Raw genomic sequence first — 18999 nt, 5'->3', positions numbered from 1 at the left:
GAGGGGCTATTTGCCGTGAACGTTACAGATGGCAAGACAAAATTACACGGCTATTACAGGGTAGGTAGGGCGCTCCGTTACAATTCGCGCCTAAGCCAAGAAAAGCGGTCAATCATGCAAATCATTCCAGTCATTATCTCCGGTGGGGCAGGAACCAGGCTGTGGCCGGTTTCCCGTGAGGCGTTCCCCAAGCCGCTGTTGAAGCTTGCAGATGGGGAAAGTCTTCTGCAGAAGACTTTCAAGCGTGCCACTTTGTTTGAGGACGTGCCAGAGGTCGTGATCGTCACAAACCGGGAGACCTTTTTCCTGACTCGGGATGAGTGCCAGGAGGTGAACGAGGATCGCATTCCGCTTGGGTTTGTGCTTGAGCCGTTTGGTCGGAACACGGCAGGGGCAGTGGCATCCGCGGCATGCTGGATCAAGCAGCATCACGGCGAGGAGGCGGTGATGCTGGTGTTGCCCGCGGATCATCTGATTGAAGACCTCGAGCAGTTCCAGTCGGCAGTGAATGCTGCGGCTGCGGCTGCGACCGAAGGGCGCATCGTGACGTTCGGTATTCGCCCGACCTCTCCCGAGACTGGCTATGGCTATATCGAGTTCGATACGGAACGGGGATTGGACGGTGTTCATCCTGTGGTCCGGTTCGTCGAAAAGCCGAAACTGGAAGTTGCCGAGGCGCTCGTGGCGGGTGGCTCCCATCTTTGGAATTCTGGGATGTTCTGCTTCAGCGTGAAGGCCATCCTCAAGGAATTCAATCACTTTACTCCGGACCTGCTTCGGGCTTGCGAAAGCAGCTTTGTTGCTGGTGCCATTTCGATGGCCGATTGCTGCCGCGCTCTGGAACTCGAGGCGACACACTTCAAGCGTGTCACGGACATCTCCATCGATTATGCGATCATGGAAAAATCGGATCGCGTTTCGGTTGTGCCGAGCAACATGGGATGGAGTGATATCGGCTCTTGGCATTCCATTAGCGAACTAACGCCACCGGATTCACAGGGCAATCGTATCTATGGCGATGCGCTGTTGCATGGTGTCAGCAACTGCTATATCAAGAGCGATGATCGAGTGGTCGGTGCCGTGGGTGTAGACAACCTGATTATTGTCGATACTCCTGACGCGCTGCTGGTGGCAAACCGCGACTGCACGCAAGATGTGAAGCATATCGTCGGTCAGCTCAAGCAGAACGGGCATGATAGCTACAAGATCCACAAAACTGCGCATCGGCCATGGGGGACCTACACGGTGCTCGAAGAAGGCGACCGCTTTAAGATCAAGCGCATCGTTGTCAAGCCGGGTGCTCAGTTGTCGCTGCAAATGCATCACCATCGCAGCGAACACTGGATCGTGGTGAGCGGTAGTGCCGATGTGGTGAATGGTGAGCAGACCATTTCGCTGCAGCCGAACCAATCCACCTATATTCCCGCAGGCCACAGACACCGGTTGATTAATCCAGGGGTGCTTGATCTCGTTCTGATCGAGGTGCAGTGCGGTGAATATCTCGGTGAAGACGATATTGTCCGTTTGGAGGATTCGTACGGACGGGTGGCGTAATGGCGATTGGGCTAGTCAGGTCGGCCTGGAATTATCGTGGCTTCATCATTGGAAGCGTCAAGCGCGAATTTCAGTCGCGTTACCGGAATTCGATGCTGGGGGCGGCATGGATGATTATCAATCCGCTTGCGATGATCGTTGTCTATACGGTCATTTTTTCGCAGATGATGCGGACGCGCCTGCCGGGGGTGGAAAGTCACCTAGCTTATAGCATTTATTTGTGCGCAGGCGCATTTACCTGGGCTTTTTTTGCCGAAATTATTGGCCGTTCACAGAACGTCTTTCTTGATCAGGCCAATTTGATCAAGAAGCTTAATTTTCCCCGCATTTGTCTGCCGATCATTATCGTGCTTAATGCGGGGCTGAATTTCGTTATTGTCTTTTCTCTTTTTGTTGCCTTTTTGCTGGTGTCGGGAAATTTCCCGGGCTGGGCGTTCGGCTGGTTGTTCCCTGTCCTGGTCATTCAAATCGCGTTTTCCATTGGCCTCGGGATGATTCTGGGCGTTCTCAATGTTTTCTTTCGCGATGTTGGCCAGTTGATGGGCGTGGTGCTGCAGTTCTGGTTCTGGCTCACTCCGATTGTGTACCCGCTAAATGCGCTGCCAGACCTAGCGCGCAAGGCGGTCGAGTTGAATCCGATGACATCCATTGTCAGTGCGTATCAAGACATACTGGTACGCGGACGAGCACCCGACTGGATGAGTCTTGCGCCGGCTACCGCCCTGGCGCTGGTTTTATGCTTCGCCGGCATGCAGCTGTTCCGCAAGCGCTCTGGTGAAATGGTGGATGAGCTTTAATGAGTACGATTTCAGTAGGTCAGGTCGGAAAGGCCTATAAACAGTATCCGACCCGCTGGTCGCGTCTGTTGGAGTGGTTTGCACCATTCGGGCGCGAGCGTCATAGCCTGCGTTGGATCCTGCGCGATATATCGTTTGTCGTGGAGCCGGGCGAAGCAGTCGGCATCGTCGGGGTCAACGGCGCAGGGAAAAGCACCTTGCTCAAGATGATCACCGGCACGACGATGCCCACCACGGGGAGTATCAGCGTTACTGGCCGCGTGTCTGCCTTGCTCGAACTCGGCATGGGTTTTCATCCCGACTTTACGGGGCGTCAGAATGTGCTGATGGCAGGCCAGTTGCTTGGCATGGATACCGGCGAGGTCATGACCCTGATGCCGGAGATCGAGGCATTTGCGGAGATTGGGGATTATATTGATCAGCCGGTGAGAATGTATTCGAGCGGCATGCAGATGCGGCTGGCATTTAGCGTTGCCACTGCGCGGCGGCCGGACGTGCTGATTGTTGACGAGGCGCTCTCGGTTGGCGATGCATACTTCCAGCATAAGAGCTTTGACAGGATCCGAAGCTTCCGTGAGGAAGGCACCACCTTGCTGATGGTGTCGCATGATCGAACGGCGATCCAGTCGATTTGTGATCGTGCGATTCTACTGGATAGTGGTCGTCTGGTGAAAATAGGCAAACCGGAAGAGGTCATGGATTTTTACAATGCCCTTCTGGCTGAGCGGGAGAGCTACGCCATTACGCAGCGCGTGCTTGAATGCGGAACGGTGCAAACGGTTTCCGGCACCGGTGAAGCCGTGGTTTCAAGAATCGAATTGCTGGACAAGCTGGGGCGACCGGTCGAGACGATCGACGTTGGCACGACCGTGACATTGCGAGTGGAAGTCGTGACGCACGCTCCGATTCCCACCTTGGTCCTTGGTTATATGATCAAGGATCGGCTCGGACAACCCATCTACGGCACCAACACTCAGCTGAAAGAGCACATCGTCTCGAATGTCGAGTCCGGGAAGCGTGTGCTTTACCGCTTTGAGTTCCCCGCCAACCTCGGTGAGGGGCATTACTCGATCGCCACATCGGTCGCGAGTTCCGAGAACCATCTGCAGAACAATTACGAGTGGAAGGACCGCGCCTTGATGTTTTCGGTAGTTAACGCCAGCCATCCCCATTTTATTGGCTGTGCTTGGCTGGACCCGTTTGTCACGGTAGAGTACTAGTGGAACTCATGAGCAGGGAAATTCTGAATCGCCTTCTGGCGTATCTGAATATTGCCGTGACCAAACGTTCGACGCTGAGTGCACTGGAGCGGGAACTGGCACGCCTCCAGCAGGCAGAATGCGCACGGGATCAGACCGTCCAAGCCATTGCGCAGCGATTGGAAGGTACCGAATTGGCGGTAGCGTTGGCCCGAAATGAGGGAATCAAGCATCAGATTGCGCTCAAGTGGTCTATTATCGATACGATGGAAGCAAGGGATAGTGGCCGATTACAAGAGCTGACCTGTCCGCTTTGCGACCACGCCGACGTCCGCGCCACATTCGTCGCGTATGAAGGGTTTTGCTCGTTCGGTGGTGGTCGGCTATCGCGCCATCAGTGCCCGCGCTGTGACCTGATTTTCGGTCCTCAGAAAATGCTAACGTTAACCGGAGCCGAGCTAGCCCTGGAGTATCAATGGCACTATCTGGTATATGCCGAAGGCGATTCTACCGAGCAGGAATTGAGAGCATTCCACGCATTGGAACCCCGGCGTGATGGCGTCTACTTGAATTACGGCGCGGGCAGTTGGTCAAGGACGCTTAAAATACTGCGCGGCGAAGGCTGGAACGTGTATGGGTTCGAACCGCACGGTGATGCGAGCCCGGCTGGATCGGAGGTAATTTCGAAACGCGAAACGCTCGCAGGGATGCGCTTCGATGGTATTTTCTCTAATAATGTTCTCGAGCATCTTCGGCATCCGGCAGACGAGCTGCGTGCAATGTCCAATCTGCTGAATGCGGGCGCCCGTATGGTGCATGCAACCCCTTGCTTCGAGTACCTGTACGAATACACCCGCTTTCATCTCTTTTTTTACCTTGGCCGATCCCGCGAGATGCTAGGTCAGCAGGCTGGACTCACTCTCGATCAATTTATCAAGGACGATGAATTCATGGCGTGTGTCTGGCGGAAATCCACACAATGACTTTTCTTTCTTACGCACAGAACTTTGAGGACGTAGTTCTTTGGCGTGCTCTAAAGCATATCGAGGCGGGGTTTTACATTGATATCGGTGCGAATGATCCCACTTTGCACTCCGTCACTCGCGCCTTTTATGAGCGCGGCTGGGCGGGGGTCAATGTCGAACCGGTGAATCAGTTCTTTTCCCGACTGCAGAGCGAGCGCCCGCGTGATGTCAATCTGCAATGCGCAGTGGGAGCCAGGAAAGGCGAGATTACGTTCTATTCCATTCCGGATACCGGCCTGTCGACCATGGACCGCGAAGTCGCGCACACGCACTTCGAAGCCGGCTGGCGCTATACCGAGTCCAATGTGCCGATGCGAACGCTCGCAGATATCTGCGCCGAGCACGTCGCTGACAAGGCAATTCATTTTCTCAAGATCGACGTTGAAGGCGCCGAAGCCGATGTCGTCGCCGGCATGGACTGGAAGCGCTGGCGCCCATGGATCGTGGTGCTTGAGTCCACGCGCCCGCTAAGTCAAGAATCTTCGGGCGTTGAATGGGAGCACACCTTGCTCGCTGCCGGCTATCAGTTTGCCTACTTTGATGGACTGAATCGCTTCTATGTGGACGACAGCCATCTGGATCTGGCCGATGCCCTGAAGACCCCGCCCAATGTGTTCGACGAATTCATGGTGGACTGGATGGTCGACGTGGGGCGCCGCGAGGCGCGCGTTGCCGAATTGCCGGCGGCCCGTCTTGCCGCGGTTCAGGCGGCCTTGCATGAAAAGGAAGGAGAATTCGACGCCCTTCAAGCCTTGTACGCCCGACAAGGGGAGGAACTCAACGTGGCACGTAATCATGCCGGGCGCCTCTCCGCGGAACTTCGCACGGTCCGGCAGGAACTACAGGCTGTGGCGCGGCTGACGGCGGAAATCAGTGCGCTGCGCAACAGCACGTCTTGGCGTCTTACAGCGCCGCTACGGGCAGTGCTCGATACGCTCAGAGGCGGCCGACGAGTACACGCACCGCAAGATGTGCATCGCGCGAGCGAAGCGGCCATGTCGTCCCCTCGCGCCCCGGCATTGTCGGCGCGAGTGCGTCAGCAGGGCATTTCCATTGCAAAGCGTGCGGTCAAGCGAATCGGCCGCGCGGCGATCGGGCACTTGCGCAGTCATCCCACGCATAAGAATCTGCTATTGGGTCTATTGGCCCGACTCCCCAATCTGGAAAGGGCTGCACGAAGGCTCTACGGGTCCCTGAGCGCTCCGGCGGGCGGCTATTTCCCGACTGTCCCGACTGGCAATGAAGGGAATTGGCAAGACATGCCCGCCACCAATCGCTGGATAGCAAGCCGGCTTTTGAGAAAGTCGGCCACGTCGAGTACTGAGGATATGGAGAAATAATGCGGCTCGTCCTGGATCTGCAAGGTGCACAAAGTGCAAGCCGCTTTCGGGGTATCGGGCGCTATTCGCTTGCGCTTGCGGCGGCGCTGGCAGGGCGGAATGCACAGCATGAGCTAATCATTGCCCTGAACGGGCAAATGGCCGAATCCGTCGAGCACATTCGCGCCTCGCTGGACAGCGTGGTGCCGCAGGAGAGTATTCGGGTCTGGTCGGGCCTGCACGATGTCCGCTTTTCCTTGCCTGAAAGTCAGCAGCGCCGATACGCTGGCGAGGCCACGCGCGAAGCGTTTTTGGCAAGCCTGAAGCCTGATCTTGTTCTGGTCAGCAGCCTTTTTGAAGGCTATGTGGACGATGTGGTAACCAGCGTCGGACGCCTGTCGAATTCTCTGCGCAATGCAGTGACAATATATGATCTGGTACCGCTGATTCACAAAGGCACCTATCTGACGGAACCGTCGATCTCTGACTGGTATTATCAGAAGATTGGTCACGCGCGCCGGGCAGACCTTTGGTTTGCCATTTCAGAGTCATCGCGCAAAGAGGGGATCGAGCTACTCGATCTTCCTCCACACAGGGTCGCGAATATTCGTGCCGCCGTGGATTCGTGTTTTCGCAAGATTGCGCTCTCCGAGTCCGATCGCGAACGGCTTGCCGCCCGCTTTGAAATCACGCGGCCGTTTGTCATGTACACGGGCGGAACGGATGGGCGCAAGTTCCTACATGGCCTGATCGAGGCATTCGCCAGCTTGCCGCCCACTAGCCGCGCTGCGCATCAGCTGCTGATTGTTGGCAAACTGACCGAAGGCGAGACTGCGCAATTGCGCAATCTCGCCAAGGCCAACGGCTTGAGCCGGGACGAAATGGTCTTGGCCGGCTATGTCACGGACGACGAACTCGTCGCGCTCTACAACGCGTGCAAGGCGTTCGTCTTTCCATCGTGGCACGAAGGCTTCGGCTTGCCCGCACTGGAGGCGATGGCGTGTGGCGCTGCCGTAATCGGCGCGAACAGTTCAAGCATTCCGGAGGTAATCGGCCGCGAGGATGCCATGTTCCCTGCCCGCGATGTCAGGGGCATGTCGGTCCTGCTTGATCGTGTGTTGACCGATGACGGCTTCCGCAGTGCGCTCCAGGAGCATGGCCTGAGCAAGTCGAAGGAATTTTCCTGGGATGAAACTGCACGGCTCCTGCTGGATAGCGTGGACGCATGGCACGAAGAAAGCGCCGGAGCCAATTGCTGCAACGGCGCCGTTGTCCCCCTGCCGGAAGCGCGGCGCCCCCGGCTGGCTTACGTCTCGCCGCTCCCGCCGGAGCCGACGGGCATCGCGGGCTATAGTGCCGCACTATTGCCGGAGTTGAGCCGTCACTATGAGATCGATGTCATCTGCAATCAGGAAAAAGTGCAGGCGCCGTTGATCAGTGCGGACTGCAATATACGCACCGTCGATTATTTCCAGGCGCATGCGGAAGAATACGACCGGATTGTTTATCAGTTCGGCAATTCCCTTTTTCATGCGCACATGCCGGCGTTGCTGGAGCGTTATCCCGGTGTCACGGTGCTGCATGATTTTTTCCTGAGCGGCTTGTATTCCAATATGGATTCGGCTGGTCTTGCGCGCGATATCTGGCAGAGGCAGCTGTATCATTCGCACGGGTATCTCGCTGCGGTCGAGGGTACCAGGCCTGAAGGCAAGGTGGAGGCGATCTACAAATATCCAGTCAATCTTTCGGTGCTTCAGTATTCCCTCGGCGTCGTGGTGCATTCCGATGTCTCGCATCGGCTGGCTTCGGCATGGTATGGCCGGGAAATCGCCGAGGACTGGCAACATATTCCGCTGTTGCGTAAGTCCGCCAACCAGGCTAACCGGTCGGCCGCACGGTTGCGTCTCGGGCTGTCAGAAGACGATTTCATCGTCGCCAGCTTCGGCATGATCGCGCCGACAAAACTGAACCACCGCGAGCTGTCCGCGTGGCTCCAATCGCGTTTGGCGGCCGATATGACTTGCCGGCTGGTCTTTGTCGGAGAGATGCATGGGGGAGCGTACGGCGCGGAATTGCTGAAGGTGATGGAAGCCAGGGGGCAGGGTCGTGTCCAAGTGACCGGTCTGACTTCCGATCAGGACTATGAGGACTGGTTGGCAAGCGCCGACATTGCCATTCAATTGCGCACGCTTTCGCGAGGAGAGACGTCGGCTACAGCGCTGGATTGCATGAATCACGCACTACCGACGATCGTCAACGCACACGGGTCCATGGCCGATATTCCGACGGGCACGGTTTGGAAACTGGCTGACGAGTTCGCGGATGATGAACTGACCGAGGCTATCGAGAGGCTGTGGGAAGATTCGGCATTGCGGAGGCAACTTGGAGAAAAGGCGCGGGAGCTGGTATGGACGGAGCATTCACCACGAGGGGTCGCTGACCGCTATGTCCAGGCCATCGAGCGAGCCTATGCAACCGACGCGAGGGGGCATTTGCTCGATGCGCTCGCGTGTCAGGGCGGTGATAAGGCAGTCGATCTGCATGAACTGGCGCAGACAATCTCCACGTCACTCCCGCTGCAAGCAGGCGCGCGCCAGCTGCTCGTGGATGTTTCAGCGATCATCCAGCATGATCTCAAGACTGGGATTGAGCGCGTGGCGAGAAGTATCCTGAGCTTCCTGCTGCGTAATCCGCCACCGGGCTTCCGCGTCGAGCCAGTCTACGCAACGGCGGAACGGTCGTATTATTACGCTCGGCATTTCACCATGCAGTTTCTCGGTGCAGCCGCTGCACTGGACGATGAGCCAGTACAGGTAGATGCACAGGATGTATTTCTCGGCCTCGACTGGCACGCCTATTTTGTGCCACAGCAGTCGAAGTTCTTCGCGGACCTGCGCCGGCGTGGGGCGCAGGTGTATTTTGTGGTACATGATTTGTTGCCGATCCGGTTGCCACAGCATTTCCCGCACGGCGCGGCCTCGGCTCATGAGATCTGGCTCGAGGAAGTCGCCCGGAACGACGGTGCACTCTGCGTTTCGCAGGCGGTGGCCTCCGAATTGCATGAGTGGGTCAAGGCAAGCGGAGTGCAGCGCGAGCGACCTTTCCGGATTGGCTGGTTTCATAATGGCAGCGATATTCGCGCGTCGGCGCCTTCCATGGGTATCGATGATGCAATCCGTTCAGACCTTAACTTGATGCGTGCAGCGCCGACAGCCCTGATGGTGGGCACAGTCGAACCGCGCAAGGGACACAGGCAGGTGCTGGCGGCGTTCGACCGACTGTGGACGGAAGGCGCGTCGCTGAATCTTGTCATCGTCGGCAAGGAAGGTTGGATGATCGAGAAGGTAGCGCAGCAGATTACCGGTCATCCGCGCTATGGCAGGAACCTTTTCTGGTACCGCGGCATCAGTGATGAGGCACTGGAGCAGATTTACGCCACTGCGGACGGCGTCATTATGGCATCGGAAGGCGAAGGGTTCGGGCTGCCGCTGGTAGAAGCCGCCGAGCACGACAAGCCAATTCTCGCGCGGGATATTCCCGTGTTCAGAGAGGTCGCCGGCGACTACGCCACATATTTTTCGGACGTTTCACCTGCCGGCCTTTCGAGCGCAATCAAGGGATGGTTGCAGAATGCTCGGATGGGGCTTGCAGCACGCTCGGCAGGCATGCCGAGATCCAGCTGGGCCGAAACCGCAAGCCAGATTGTCTCTTTGCTAACCAATCCGGCGGATTCACATTGGACATATTCCTGGACGGCAAACAAGGCCAGGACTGAAGATAATTTTAGAAAGGGGAATGTTGCATGACTACCGCAATCGTTACAGGCATTTCCGGTCAGGACGGCGCCTATCTAGCGCAATTGCTGCTCGAAAAAGGCTATACGGTTTACGGGACCTATCGCCGGACCAGTTCAGTCAATTTCTGGCGCATCGACGAACTGGGGATCGTGGCGCATCCCAATTTGCATCTGGTCGAATTTGATCTGACGGACCTGGGCACCTGTATCCGCCTGCTTCAGACCAGCGAAGCCACGGAAGTTTATAACCTAGCGGCGCAGAGTTTCGTGGGTGTTTCATTCGAGCAACCCATCACGACTGCCGAGATTACTGGCGTCGGTGCGGCGAATTTGCTCGAGGCGATCCGCATCGTCAATCCCAAGATTCGTTTTTACCAGGCTTCAACGTCCGAAATGTTCGGCAAGGTCCAGGCAATTCCGCAAACCGAGGCAACGCCGTTTTATCCTCGCAGCCCTTATGGTGTTGCCAAGCTATATGCGCACTGGATGACGGTGAATTATCGTGAATCCTATGGAATTTTCGGGACGAGCGGAATTCTGTTCAATCACGAGTCGCCACTACGCGGACGGGAGTTCGTGACGCGGAAGATTACCGATTCAGTTGCCAAGATTAAACTGGGGAAGCAAGACATACTGGAACTAGGAAATCTGGACGCCAAGCGCGATTGGGGATTTGCCAAGGAGTATGTCGAAGGTATGTGGCGCATGCTGCAGGCTGCGGAGCCCGATACTTATGTACTTGCCACCAACCGTACGGAAACCGTCCGCGATTTCGTGTCGATGGCATTCAAGGCGGTCGCCACGCAGCTGGAGTGGAAGGGAACCGCCGAGAACGAAATTGGTATTGATGCGGCGACGGGCAACACCGTGGTACGCATCAATCCCAAATTCTACCGGCCGGCCGAGGTCGAACTGTTGATCGGTGATCCTGCCAAGGCCAGGGAAACGCTCGGATGGGAGCCGAAGACGACGCTTGAAGCGTTGTGTCAGATGATGGTCGATGCGGACCTTCGGAGAAATCAGATTGGATTCTCGTTCTAAGCCTTCACCGAGCGTTCTGGTTACGGGCGCGCACGGGTTCACCGGGTACTACGTTGACGATGCTCTTCGGCAAGCCGGCATGCGTGTGCTGGCGACGTGCGCACACGATGACGGCAGCAACGCGGATGCAATCACACTCGATATCATGGATATCGAGCAGTGCCGCCGTGTCATCGACCAACACCGACCCGACTACATTCTCCATCTGGCGGCAATCAGCTTTGTCGCCCATGCCGATGCCGAAGCCTTTTACCGGGTCAATGTCATTGGCACGCTGAACCTGCTGCAGGCATGTGCGGACACGGATCACACCCCCGCCAAAATCGTCATGGCCAGTAGCGCCAACGTATACGGCAATGCTTGCGAAGGTGTGATTGCAGAGAGCCAGCCGCCGTTGCCGGTGAATCACTATGCCACCAGCAAGATCGCCATGGAGTTCATGGTGCGGACCTGGTTCGAGCGATTCCCGATCGTTATCACGCGCCCTTTCAACTACACCGGACGGGGCCAGGCGAATCATTTCTTAGTACCCAAGATAGTATCGCACTTTCGCAAGCGTGCCCCGGTTATCGAATTGGGAAATCTCGACGTAGCGCGCGATTTTTCCGATGTGCGTACAGTTGCGCAGGCGTATCTTGGCTTGCTCCAGAGCGATGTTGCGGGCGAGATCGTGAATATCTGTAGCGGGCGGCAGCAAACACTGCGCGAAATTGTTTTCGCCATGGAGCAGATTGCAGCGTATCCGATCGAGGTGCAGGTCAATCCTGCGTTCGTTCGTGCCAATGAGGTACGCACCCTAGTCGGTTCGTCGGAAAAGCTGGATCGTCTGGTGCCAAATCTGTTTCGACCGGACTTCAAAGAAACGTTACGCTGGATGTTTGAAAGGTGAATGCGCTTAGAGTGGGGCTGAGTACGGGCACGCTTTATGGAGGGGGACACGGCGGCAAACTGGATGGGATCGGTGTCTACACCGCCGCGCTTGCGCGCACGCTGCCGCGATCCGGTTGCTCTCTGACACAATGTGTCTATCGCGGCCCCGTGCATGGCGCTGGCTTCCCGCACGGAATCGTCGCGTTTCCCAGACCCTTTGCGCAGCAGGCCCTCGCTAGCGCCTTCGGGGCGACGCTGCGGGTAACGGAACACATCGACATTTATCATGCGACCGACTATCGGGTAGTGCGAATGGATTGCCCCGTCGTTGCCACCCTGCATGACGCCGTTCCGCTTCGCTTTCCCGAATGGACATCGCCCCGCCTCCGACGTCTCAAGAACTGGCAGATCAGGCAGGCGGGGCGTACTGCCGATCATGTCATTGCGCATTCACGCGCCTCGGTGGCCGATCTGGTCCAATATTTCAATATTGACGAAGGGAGCATATCCGTCGTCCCATGCGGTGTCGATCGCTATTGGCTGGTGCCACCGGAGGCTGGCGTCACCGAATCGGTATTGAGTCGATACAAACTGCGGTCGGGCTACTTTCTTTTCGTAGGCACATTGCAGCCGCGCAAGAATTTGGGCACTTTGCTGAATGCTTATCTGTCGCTGCCCGAGCGCATTCGTCACGAGCAGCAGCTGGTGATTGTCGGCAGGGCCGGCTGGCGCTGCGACGCCGACGTGGCGGCTATTCTTGCTGCCCAGCGCGCCGGTGAAAGGGTGGTGTGGCTAGCCGACATGGCCAGCGAGGACGAATTGCGCAGCATCTATGTGGGAGCGAGCGCTTTTATTTTTCCATCGCTCTACGAAGGGTTTGGCCTGCCGTTGCTGGAAGCTTTTGCAAGCGGAACACCGGTGATTTGCTCCGATATATCATGTCTGCCGGAGGTTGCTGGCGGCGCGGCGGTGGAGGTCGATCCGCTAGATCCAGAGGCCATAGCTACTGCGATGGCGCTCTTGCTCGAGGATTCAACCTTGCGCGAGAAATGTATCACGCTGGGCAAGGAGAGGGCGGCACTGTTGTCCTGGGAACGTACGGCGAGCGCGACCTTGGATGTGTACCGGACGCTTGTTTGACTTGGCGGAATCCACTATGCGTGTTCTTCACGTATTCAAGACGTATTATCCCGATTCATTCGGAGGCGTAGAACAAGTCATCAGGCAGATCAGCCGTGGTGTGCAGGCTCACGGTGTGGAATCTCGCGTGTTTACATTGAGCCGTTGCGCGGCGGCGGAACCTGTTATTGTCGATGATGGCACGGAGATTCACCGATCCAAGGTTGTCTTGGATGTCGCCTCCACCCCAATGTCGCTGACTGCCATCGACGATTTCCGACGCCAAAGCGAGTGGGCGGATGTCATCCATTACCATTTCCCATGGCCATTCGGGGACATTCTTCATAAACTCGTCCGGCCTGCGAAGCCCGCGCTTGTTACTTATCATTCCGATATTGTCCGCCAGCGGACGTTGCTGAAGCTCTATCGACCGTTGATGCACCATTTCCTTGGGGGGATGGACCGGATCGTCGCGACCTCGCCGAACTACCTAGAGACGAGCGATGTCTTGCTGAAATACAAGGATAAGGTTTCGCTGATTCCAATCGGCATCGACGCAGAAAGCTATCCGACGCCTTCGACTGGATTGGTGGAGAGTTGGCGTAACAAGCTGGGCGAAGGATTCTTTCTCTTCGTTGGTGTTATTCGCTACTACAAGGGCCTGCATATTCTGCTAAAGGCTGCGCAGGGAACGCAATTCAAGGTGGTGATCGTCGGTGCTGGTCCGATCGAAGCCGAACTCAAGGAGCAGGCGGAAAGGCTGGGACTGACCAATGTCCACTTCCTCGGCGCTCTGCCGGATCTGGACAAGATGGCGCTGCTGCAACTATGTGGCGCGGTGGTCTTTCCCTCTCATCTGCGCTCCGAAGCCTTCGGCGTTACGTTGCTCGAAGGCGCGATGCTTGGCAAGCCGATGATCTCGTCCGAGATTGGTACCGGAAGCAGCTTTGTCAATGTGGATGGTGAAACCGGGCTGGTGGTGACGTCCGGGGATGCAGCGGCGTTCCAAGCGGCCATGTGCAAGCTGGATGGTTCCCCCCAATTGGCACGCAGCATGGGCCAGAAGGCGAAAGAGCGTTTTGCCAAACTCTTTACCGCGGACCGGATGGCTGCAGCTTATGCGAAGGTCTATCGCGAACTGACGGCGAAGAAATGATAGCAGGAACACGTCTGCAGAGGTGCGGGGCCGTTCCCCCTAGTACCGCTGCACAGAGGTTATGATAGTTTGGTTGGGTGGTAGGACAGGCAAGTAGTTGTGGTCAACGAGAAGTTCGATGGTGCGAATCTCCCGGGAGGGGTACTTTGGGCGGCATCAAAAGCCCCGATACTGAAATTCAATATTTCGCTAAATCGATGCGCTGAAGGGCAATTCCGAGCACACGAGCATCGGATGACACATTTAATGCCAGTGGTGACGTTGCATTGGGAATGGAAATTAAAATATCTCGGCTACGGATTGCGCCGAGTAGTGGAATCTTTACCTCCATCGCTTCGCTTGAGGTTGCCACAATTCTTGCGTTCCATTGCCACATAGGATCACTGCTGCCAAAAATAACCGAGACAGGTCTTTTTTTGCTGGCACCAAACGCTACAAACGTTAGTACCGCGTCACAATGCTTCACCTCACAGTCTGTGGGTACAGGAAGTGTCAGTTTTCCCGCGCTCTGAGACCAGACACGATGAGCCTCCGGGCTATGCCACCCCTCACGGAGCACATAATGGTTCTCATTGAATCTATCGTCAGCCGAAATTGGATAATTGATTTTTCTAAAGATCTCGCGCATCAGGGCTTGCCTGTTCTCAACGCCGGCAAATTCCGGGCGCAGTCTGATGGTGGAAAATAAACTGGTCTCCGTAATCTCAAGATACGAGAAATCTCTCAGAGCGATAACGAAAGGTCTTAGCTCATTTCGCCGATCAATTGGGCAAAGAAACCTGGGAAGACTGCGAAAGCTCTCTTGCTGCTCCACACTGAGTTGGGCGCTTGTTTCAGCTACGCAGGGCCATAAATGCGACGACCACAACATATGGAAATATGGCAGAATCACCACATCAACTGTTCCATCGACCAGCATTTTCGCCGCCATCTGGGCTTTCGCCGCGTCTAACTCCCCCCCCAGTGCATTCATTTCTGAAGGCCAATTCCGTTGAGCAGTCGCGAGATTTTTATCCCCTCCTATGTTGAAGGTTTTAAATCCGACTCTCGGCGCTAAATAGTTAGCAATAAAGTCGTTGCCCCAAGGAACGAACGCAGTCATTTCTCCTGAAGTGACATATTTACGAAGTTCATCCACAAGCTCGTGATCGATCTGTTGGAACATGCTCCGGTAATCAATCCCAGCGCGTATCCGCTTTTGCAAATCCGGTAGATTGATTAATGTTATGGATGATAACGCTAGAAGAAAAATTGCTCGATTTCTTCTTTCAGTTCGCGATATACATATTATGATGAGAAGCCATAGAGCGAAAATACCCAAAGCGGACCAGCGATAAGAGGCCCGCATAACGTTGAAGCCAGGTAAGTTTTCAGAAATCCATGCGTTACCGGTCGGAATGACTGCGAACTCAGCCGGCATCTGCGCGCTTTGCTCGCGAGGATAACTTAGTTGGAGAGATTCCGGTTTCATCGAGTTGACCTTCAATGAAGGTCCAAGCGCCATGTAAAAACCGAAGATTGCAACAATCAAAACGCCAGTGGAAATTTTGATCTGATGCCTTATGTGATGCCACGCGAGCACGCCGATAACTAGAGCTGGCGATGCAAAGGTTGTCATCCAAACGGACTCATCTCCGAAGTAAAACCCATTTGTTCGCTTCAGACTGAGATTCATCAAATCTGGCAGCCAGAGCACTCCCTTCGTTGGTGCGACAAGAAACGAGATATCTAAACCCCAACCTCTGAAAGAATCAAGCGAATGCGCCTCGAAACTAGACCTGCCGACATAAGTACTGAATAGAAAATAGGCGAGCGAAAAACTTATCACGTGAATTGGAATCGCGATCATTGTTAGCGGTAGCCGAATCGCGGGCCGTGTAATGAACGAATAAAGCAACAAGATACTGGAGCCCGTGGCAAACATCATGAACGTATAGCCGTCCATAAACACGGATACGATAGTGGCCGTAAAATAGAGCGTGATTGCGGTTGGAGCAATCCGCGTTGTCGCTCCATCTTCGATCAGAAATAGCCTGATAGCGGCCAGGAAGTAGTATGACAAAAGTGCTATCCCAACCGACAGCAGGCTGTATCCAGCATGCGCCCAGATGATCGGCATGGTCATCCACGTCAGCCCACCCAGCAGAGCACTCGATCTCGTTGCGCCAAATCGACGTCCTATCCGATAGGCGGAGAACATAGCCAATCCTAACCAAAGCGCAACCATCCCGGAGTAGGCATCAGCTGGCTGCAAGCCAAGTCTAATCAGCAGGCTTGCGGGCCAAGCCCCCGCAAGTCCAAACGCAATTGCTGCAGACCTGGGGACTCCAAAATCATGAGCATAGAAATCGAACGGCGCCCCACCTGCCATGGACTGCGCGAAACCCATGGACCAGACAGCCTGCCCAAGTGTAGGAACCATCAAAAAAGGCACTGCACCGTGCATAAAAAGCACGAAGGCAATTACCAATGCGGCGAAGATCAGCTCCCTAATAGTCCAAGCCTGATTTTTAGACATCGCTTTTTTTTAATGCACAAAATCTTGCTGGAATCGAATAAGTCACAAAGAAAAATATCAGATCGCCAACTACTGTCACCAACCGGCCGAGCAGGATTGCTATAAGCAAGTCCCTGTCAACCACAATATCCTTTAGCAAGAACAGCAGAATCATTTCGCGAACTCCAACACCCGCTGGCGCACCGGGTGTAACCAGTCCCACGAGCCAAGCTGCTATGTAGGCTCCTCCGATCATCAACCAATGTTGCGCACCTAATCCTTTGGTGTCAGCAATCAATTCAAGCAAAGCAACGAAGATCGCTCCGGAAAGCAAAAGGAAGAATATTTGCCAAATAAATGACAGAGTGGGTTGACGGTCGAAAGTGCGGTACAAGAAACCAACAAGGAGTGCGGTATTGACCAGCATAAGCAGCACACCTTTAATTTCGGGGAAATCCGGAAATAAATTCGGTAACAACAGGGGGAGTATCAGCCAGATAGACAGGGTTCCTGCTGACGCTATCAAGCCAAGTTCCCAAATTGTCGATTTAACTAGGATCCCGGCGGATATACCTTCGGCCATGCCAAGAGCTTGACGCCCGGCAAGATGAAAAATGTTACCAGGCACGTATTTGGCCAACTGCGAAATGCCGTAGACCCTGATCGTTCCGAGGCGCGTTGGGGAACAACCGAGATAACGCAAAAGATGCCACCAAGCCAATGCGAGCAGAAAATTTGCTGAACTGTAAATCAAGGAAAACATCGCAATAAAACTCCACACCAGGAGCGTGATCCGCGAGAGATCGAGATCAAGCAAGTAAGTGTGCAGGCGCAATCCGACAAAAACGATACCTATCAACGCCAGAACACTCCCAGCCCCATGAAGAATACGTCGTAGGATTGGAGTCATGGTCAGCGACGAGGGCGACAGAGAAGCATCGTCCAGGGTAATGGGCATCTTGTTTCTATAACGTCAAAATAATTTGAAACCAATTCGACAAAACCACTTTTTGACCAATGCTGGATATGGCCGGGCGTATTACCCCAACGCGTGAGGTACTTGCCTCTGACCATATTTAGCGTACACCACAATGGCTCTCGCGGTACGCTGACGATTAAATGTTGCTTACAAATTCGTTGGAGTGCCTGCAAACCAGCTTCTGGCTTCTCCAGATGTTCCAGCACTTCGCAGCAAACCACAAGGTCTGCACTGTCTTGCGTCGCATCAAGGTCATAGATGCTGCGGGATTCAAAAAGCGCAGGTGACAAACCACAGTTTATGGAATTTGCTCGGGCAATCTCGATAACATCTTTTGAAAAATCACACCCTCTGGCTGATAATCCTTGCTCATTCCAGCGCAGAACCCAATAACCCTCGCCACAGCCAATCTCGTGCATTGACTCTGGCGATGCCTTGCTCACGAATTCGGATAAGGCGGACTCAAAGCCGTTCATTATCCATTTGATGATCGGATTGCGTGAGCCATATTTGTCATAGGAATTCCCGATCACAATGCCATTTTCTTCTGCTCCGCCTGCGATCTTGATGTTCATGATAAATCTCTCGCAAGAATTGTTGATCCTTCAGCCCTAATTTGGTCGCCATCTTCAATCGGTTCGATGCCTCTGTCCTTTGTTAGATTTGCCACCTTAAATCTTATATCTTCTAAGAGCTTCCGATTTGCCGCTAATAAATCTGCGACAAATGCCACCAGAAGAGCCTGGAAGCCGAAGCCCAATAAGACCGACGCCAGGATCAGCGACTGCACATGCCCTTCGCCAAACCCGTTTAGGTAGAACCATAGGAAACGTAAGCCGATAAGAAAACCGATTCCAAAAAGCGCAGCCCCTATAGAGCCAAAAAAACTAAACGGTCGATATATTGCGAAAATTCTAATAATCGTGACAATGCTGCGCTTAATATAGGAGGGAATACTCTTTACGAGACGTGACGGCCGAAGATCCTCATTAACTCTAATCGGTACAGATGTAATGGCCATGTTCTTCTGGCCCGCCTGAATGATCGTCTCCAAGGTGTACGTATAATCGTTAAATACCATCAAGCGCTGAGCGGCAGCTCGATTCATTGCGCGAAATCCGCTTGGCGCATCAGGGATATCTGTCTTGCTTGCAGCACGCACAACCCAGCTACCTATTTTTTGAAGTAGCTTTTTGGTTGGCGAAAAATGTTCAATTGTGGATATTGGACGGGCGCCTATTACTACTTCTGCACGGTGCTGAAGAATAGGCATCACAAGAGCCGGAATGTCTTCGGCGTTATATTGATTGTCCGCATCAGTATTGACGATCACATCCGCTCCAAGATTTAGACAGGCATCCAATCCGGTCATAAATGCCCTAGCCAATCCTTTATTGCGCGGATGTCTAACTATGTGATCTACGCCATGAGCCTTCGCGATCTCTGCTGTATTATCCTGACTTCCGTCGTCTATGATTAGCCACTCAACTGACCTAAACCCATGAATTTTTCGTGGCAAAGATGACAGTGCTACTTCCAATGTTTCTGCCTCATTGAAGCAAGGTATTTGTATTATTAGTTTCATAGCTATGGTGCTTTAAATCGCAAAAAAAAGCGACGTCCTTCGCGAAGAGTCTCTTACGAAGT

14 protein-coding genes are annotated in these 18999 nt (G+C 54.5%); 10 read left to right on the top strand and 4 right to left on the bottom strand.

The annotated features are described in order from the left end of the window. Positions 1 to 114: 114 nt before the first annotated feature. The 10 genes from LDO29_RS15030 to LDO29_RS14985 are packed head-to-tail and all read left to right on the top strand — an operon-like array spanning position 115 to position 13876. On the top strand, positions 115 to 1554 hold the full coding sequence (locus LDO29_RS15030; RefSeq protein ID WP_224080580.1) for a mannose-1-phosphate guanylyltransferase/mannose-6-phosphate isomerase: 1440 nt from the start codon (positions 115 to 117) through the stop codon (positions 1552 to 1554). Next, a complete protein-coding gene (locus tag LDO29_RS15025) occupies positions 1554 to 2351 on the top strand; it encodes an ABC transporter permease (protein WP_224080579.1) in 798 nt (265 codons plus the stop codon). The genes LDO29_RS15030 and LDO29_RS15025 overlap by 1 nt, the downstream gene beginning before the upstream one ends. Continuing rightward, positions 2351 to 3571, top strand: a complete 1221-nt coding sequence (locus LDO29_RS15020; protein ID WP_224080578.1) for an ABC transporter ATP-binding protein — start codon at positions 2351 to 2353, stop codon at positions 3569 to 3571. The genes LDO29_RS15025 and LDO29_RS15020 overlap by 1 nt, the downstream gene beginning before the upstream one ends. Positions 3572 to 3579: 8 nt before the next feature. Beyond that, positions 3580 to 4533, top strand: a complete 954-nt coding sequence (locus tag LDO29_RS15015; RefSeq protein WP_224080577.1) for a class I SAM-dependent methyltransferase — start codon at positions 3580 to 3582, stop codon at positions 4531 to 4533. Then, positions 4530 to 5915 carry an FkbM family methyltransferase gene (locus tag LDO29_RS15010; protein WP_224080576.1) on the top strand — a complete coding sequence of 462 codons (1386 nt, stop codon included), beginning with the start codon at positions 4530 to 4532 and terminating at the stop codon, positions 5913 to 5915. Before LDO29_RS15015 ends, LDO29_RS15010 begins: the two co-directional genes overlap by 4 nt. Then, positions 5915 to 9700, top strand: coding sequence for a glycosyltransferase (locus LDO29_RS15005; RefSeq protein WP_224080575.1), 3786 nt, complete (start codon positions 5915 to 5917; stop codon positions 9698 to 9700). The genes LDO29_RS15010 and LDO29_RS15005 overlap by 1 nt, the downstream gene beginning before the upstream one ends. Beyond that, positions 9697 to 10731, top strand: a complete 1035-nt coding sequence (gmd, locus tag LDO29_RS15000; RefSeq protein WP_224080574.1) for a GDP-mannose 4,6-dehydratase — start codon at positions 9697 to 9699, stop codon at positions 10729 to 10731. Before LDO29_RS15005 ends, gmd begins: the two co-directional genes overlap by 4 nt. After that, complete coding sequence (locus LDO29_RS14995; RefSeq protein ID WP_224080573.1) at positions 10691 to 11620, top strand: GDP-mannose 4,6-dehydratase; 930 nt, start codon at positions 10691 to 10693, stop codon at positions 11618 to 11620. The genes gmd and LDO29_RS14995 overlap by 41 nt, the downstream gene beginning before the upstream one ends. Before the next feature lie 11 nt (positions 11621 to 11631). After that, positions 11632 to 12741: a glycosyltransferase family 4 protein gene (locus tag LDO29_RS14990; protein ID WP_224080572.1), complete on the top strand. Its 1110-nt coding sequence runs from the start codon at positions 11632 to 11634 to the stop codon at positions 12739 to 12741. A 16-nt stretch (positions 12742 to 12757) separates the two neighbouring features. After that, a complete protein-coding gene (locus LDO29_RS14985) occupies positions 12758 to 13876 on the top strand; it encodes a glycosyltransferase family 4 protein (RefSeq protein ID WP_224080571.1) in 1119 nt (372 codons plus the stop codon). A 178-nt stretch (positions 13877 to 14054) separates the two neighbouring features. On the opposite strand, the gene LDO29_RS14980 is transcribed toward LDO29_RS14985, so the two are convergent. The 4 genes from LDO29_RS14980 to LDO29_RS14965 are packed head-to-tail and all read right to left on the bottom strand — an operon-like array spanning position 14055 to position 18937. Continuing rightward, positions 14055 to 16394: a hypothetical protein gene (locus LDO29_RS14980; protein ID WP_224080570.1), complete on the bottom strand. Its 2340-nt coding sequence runs from the start codon at positions 16392 to 16394 to the stop codon at positions 14055 to 14057. Beyond that, entirely contained in the window at positions 16387 to 17331 is a 945-nt protein-coding gene (locus LDO29_RS14975) for a hypothetical protein (protein ID WP_224080569.1), read from the bottom strand. Before LDO29_RS14975 ends, LDO29_RS14980 begins: the two co-directional genes overlap by 8 nt. Then, the gene (locus LDO29_RS14970) at positions 17286 to 17927 is read right to left on the bottom strand and encodes a class I SAM-dependent methyltransferase (protein WP_224080568.1); all 642 of its coding nucleotides are present in this window, start codon (positions 17925 to 17927) and stop codon (positions 17286 to 17288) included. Before LDO29_RS14970 ends, LDO29_RS14975 begins: the two co-directional genes overlap by 46 nt. Continuing rightward, on the bottom strand, positions 17924 to 18937 hold the full coding sequence (locus tag LDO29_RS14965; RefSeq protein ID WP_224080567.1) for a glycosyltransferase family 2 protein: 1014 nt from the start codon (positions 18935 to 18937) through the stop codon (positions 17924 to 17926). Before LDO29_RS14965 ends, LDO29_RS14970 begins: the two co-directional genes overlap by 4 nt. Between the last annotated feature and the right edge of the window lie 62 nt (positions 18938 to 18999).

Origin of the sequence: Cupriavidus laharis, from assembly GCF_914271435.1 — a bacterium.
GTDB classification, from domain to species: domain Bacteria; phylum Pseudomonadota; class Gammaproteobacteria; order Burkholderiales; family Burkholderiaceae; genus Cupriavidus; species Cupriavidus laharis.
The sequence above is the reverse complement of the archived record's forward strand: the minus strand, read 5'-3'. Positions and strand labels throughout refer to the sequence as shown.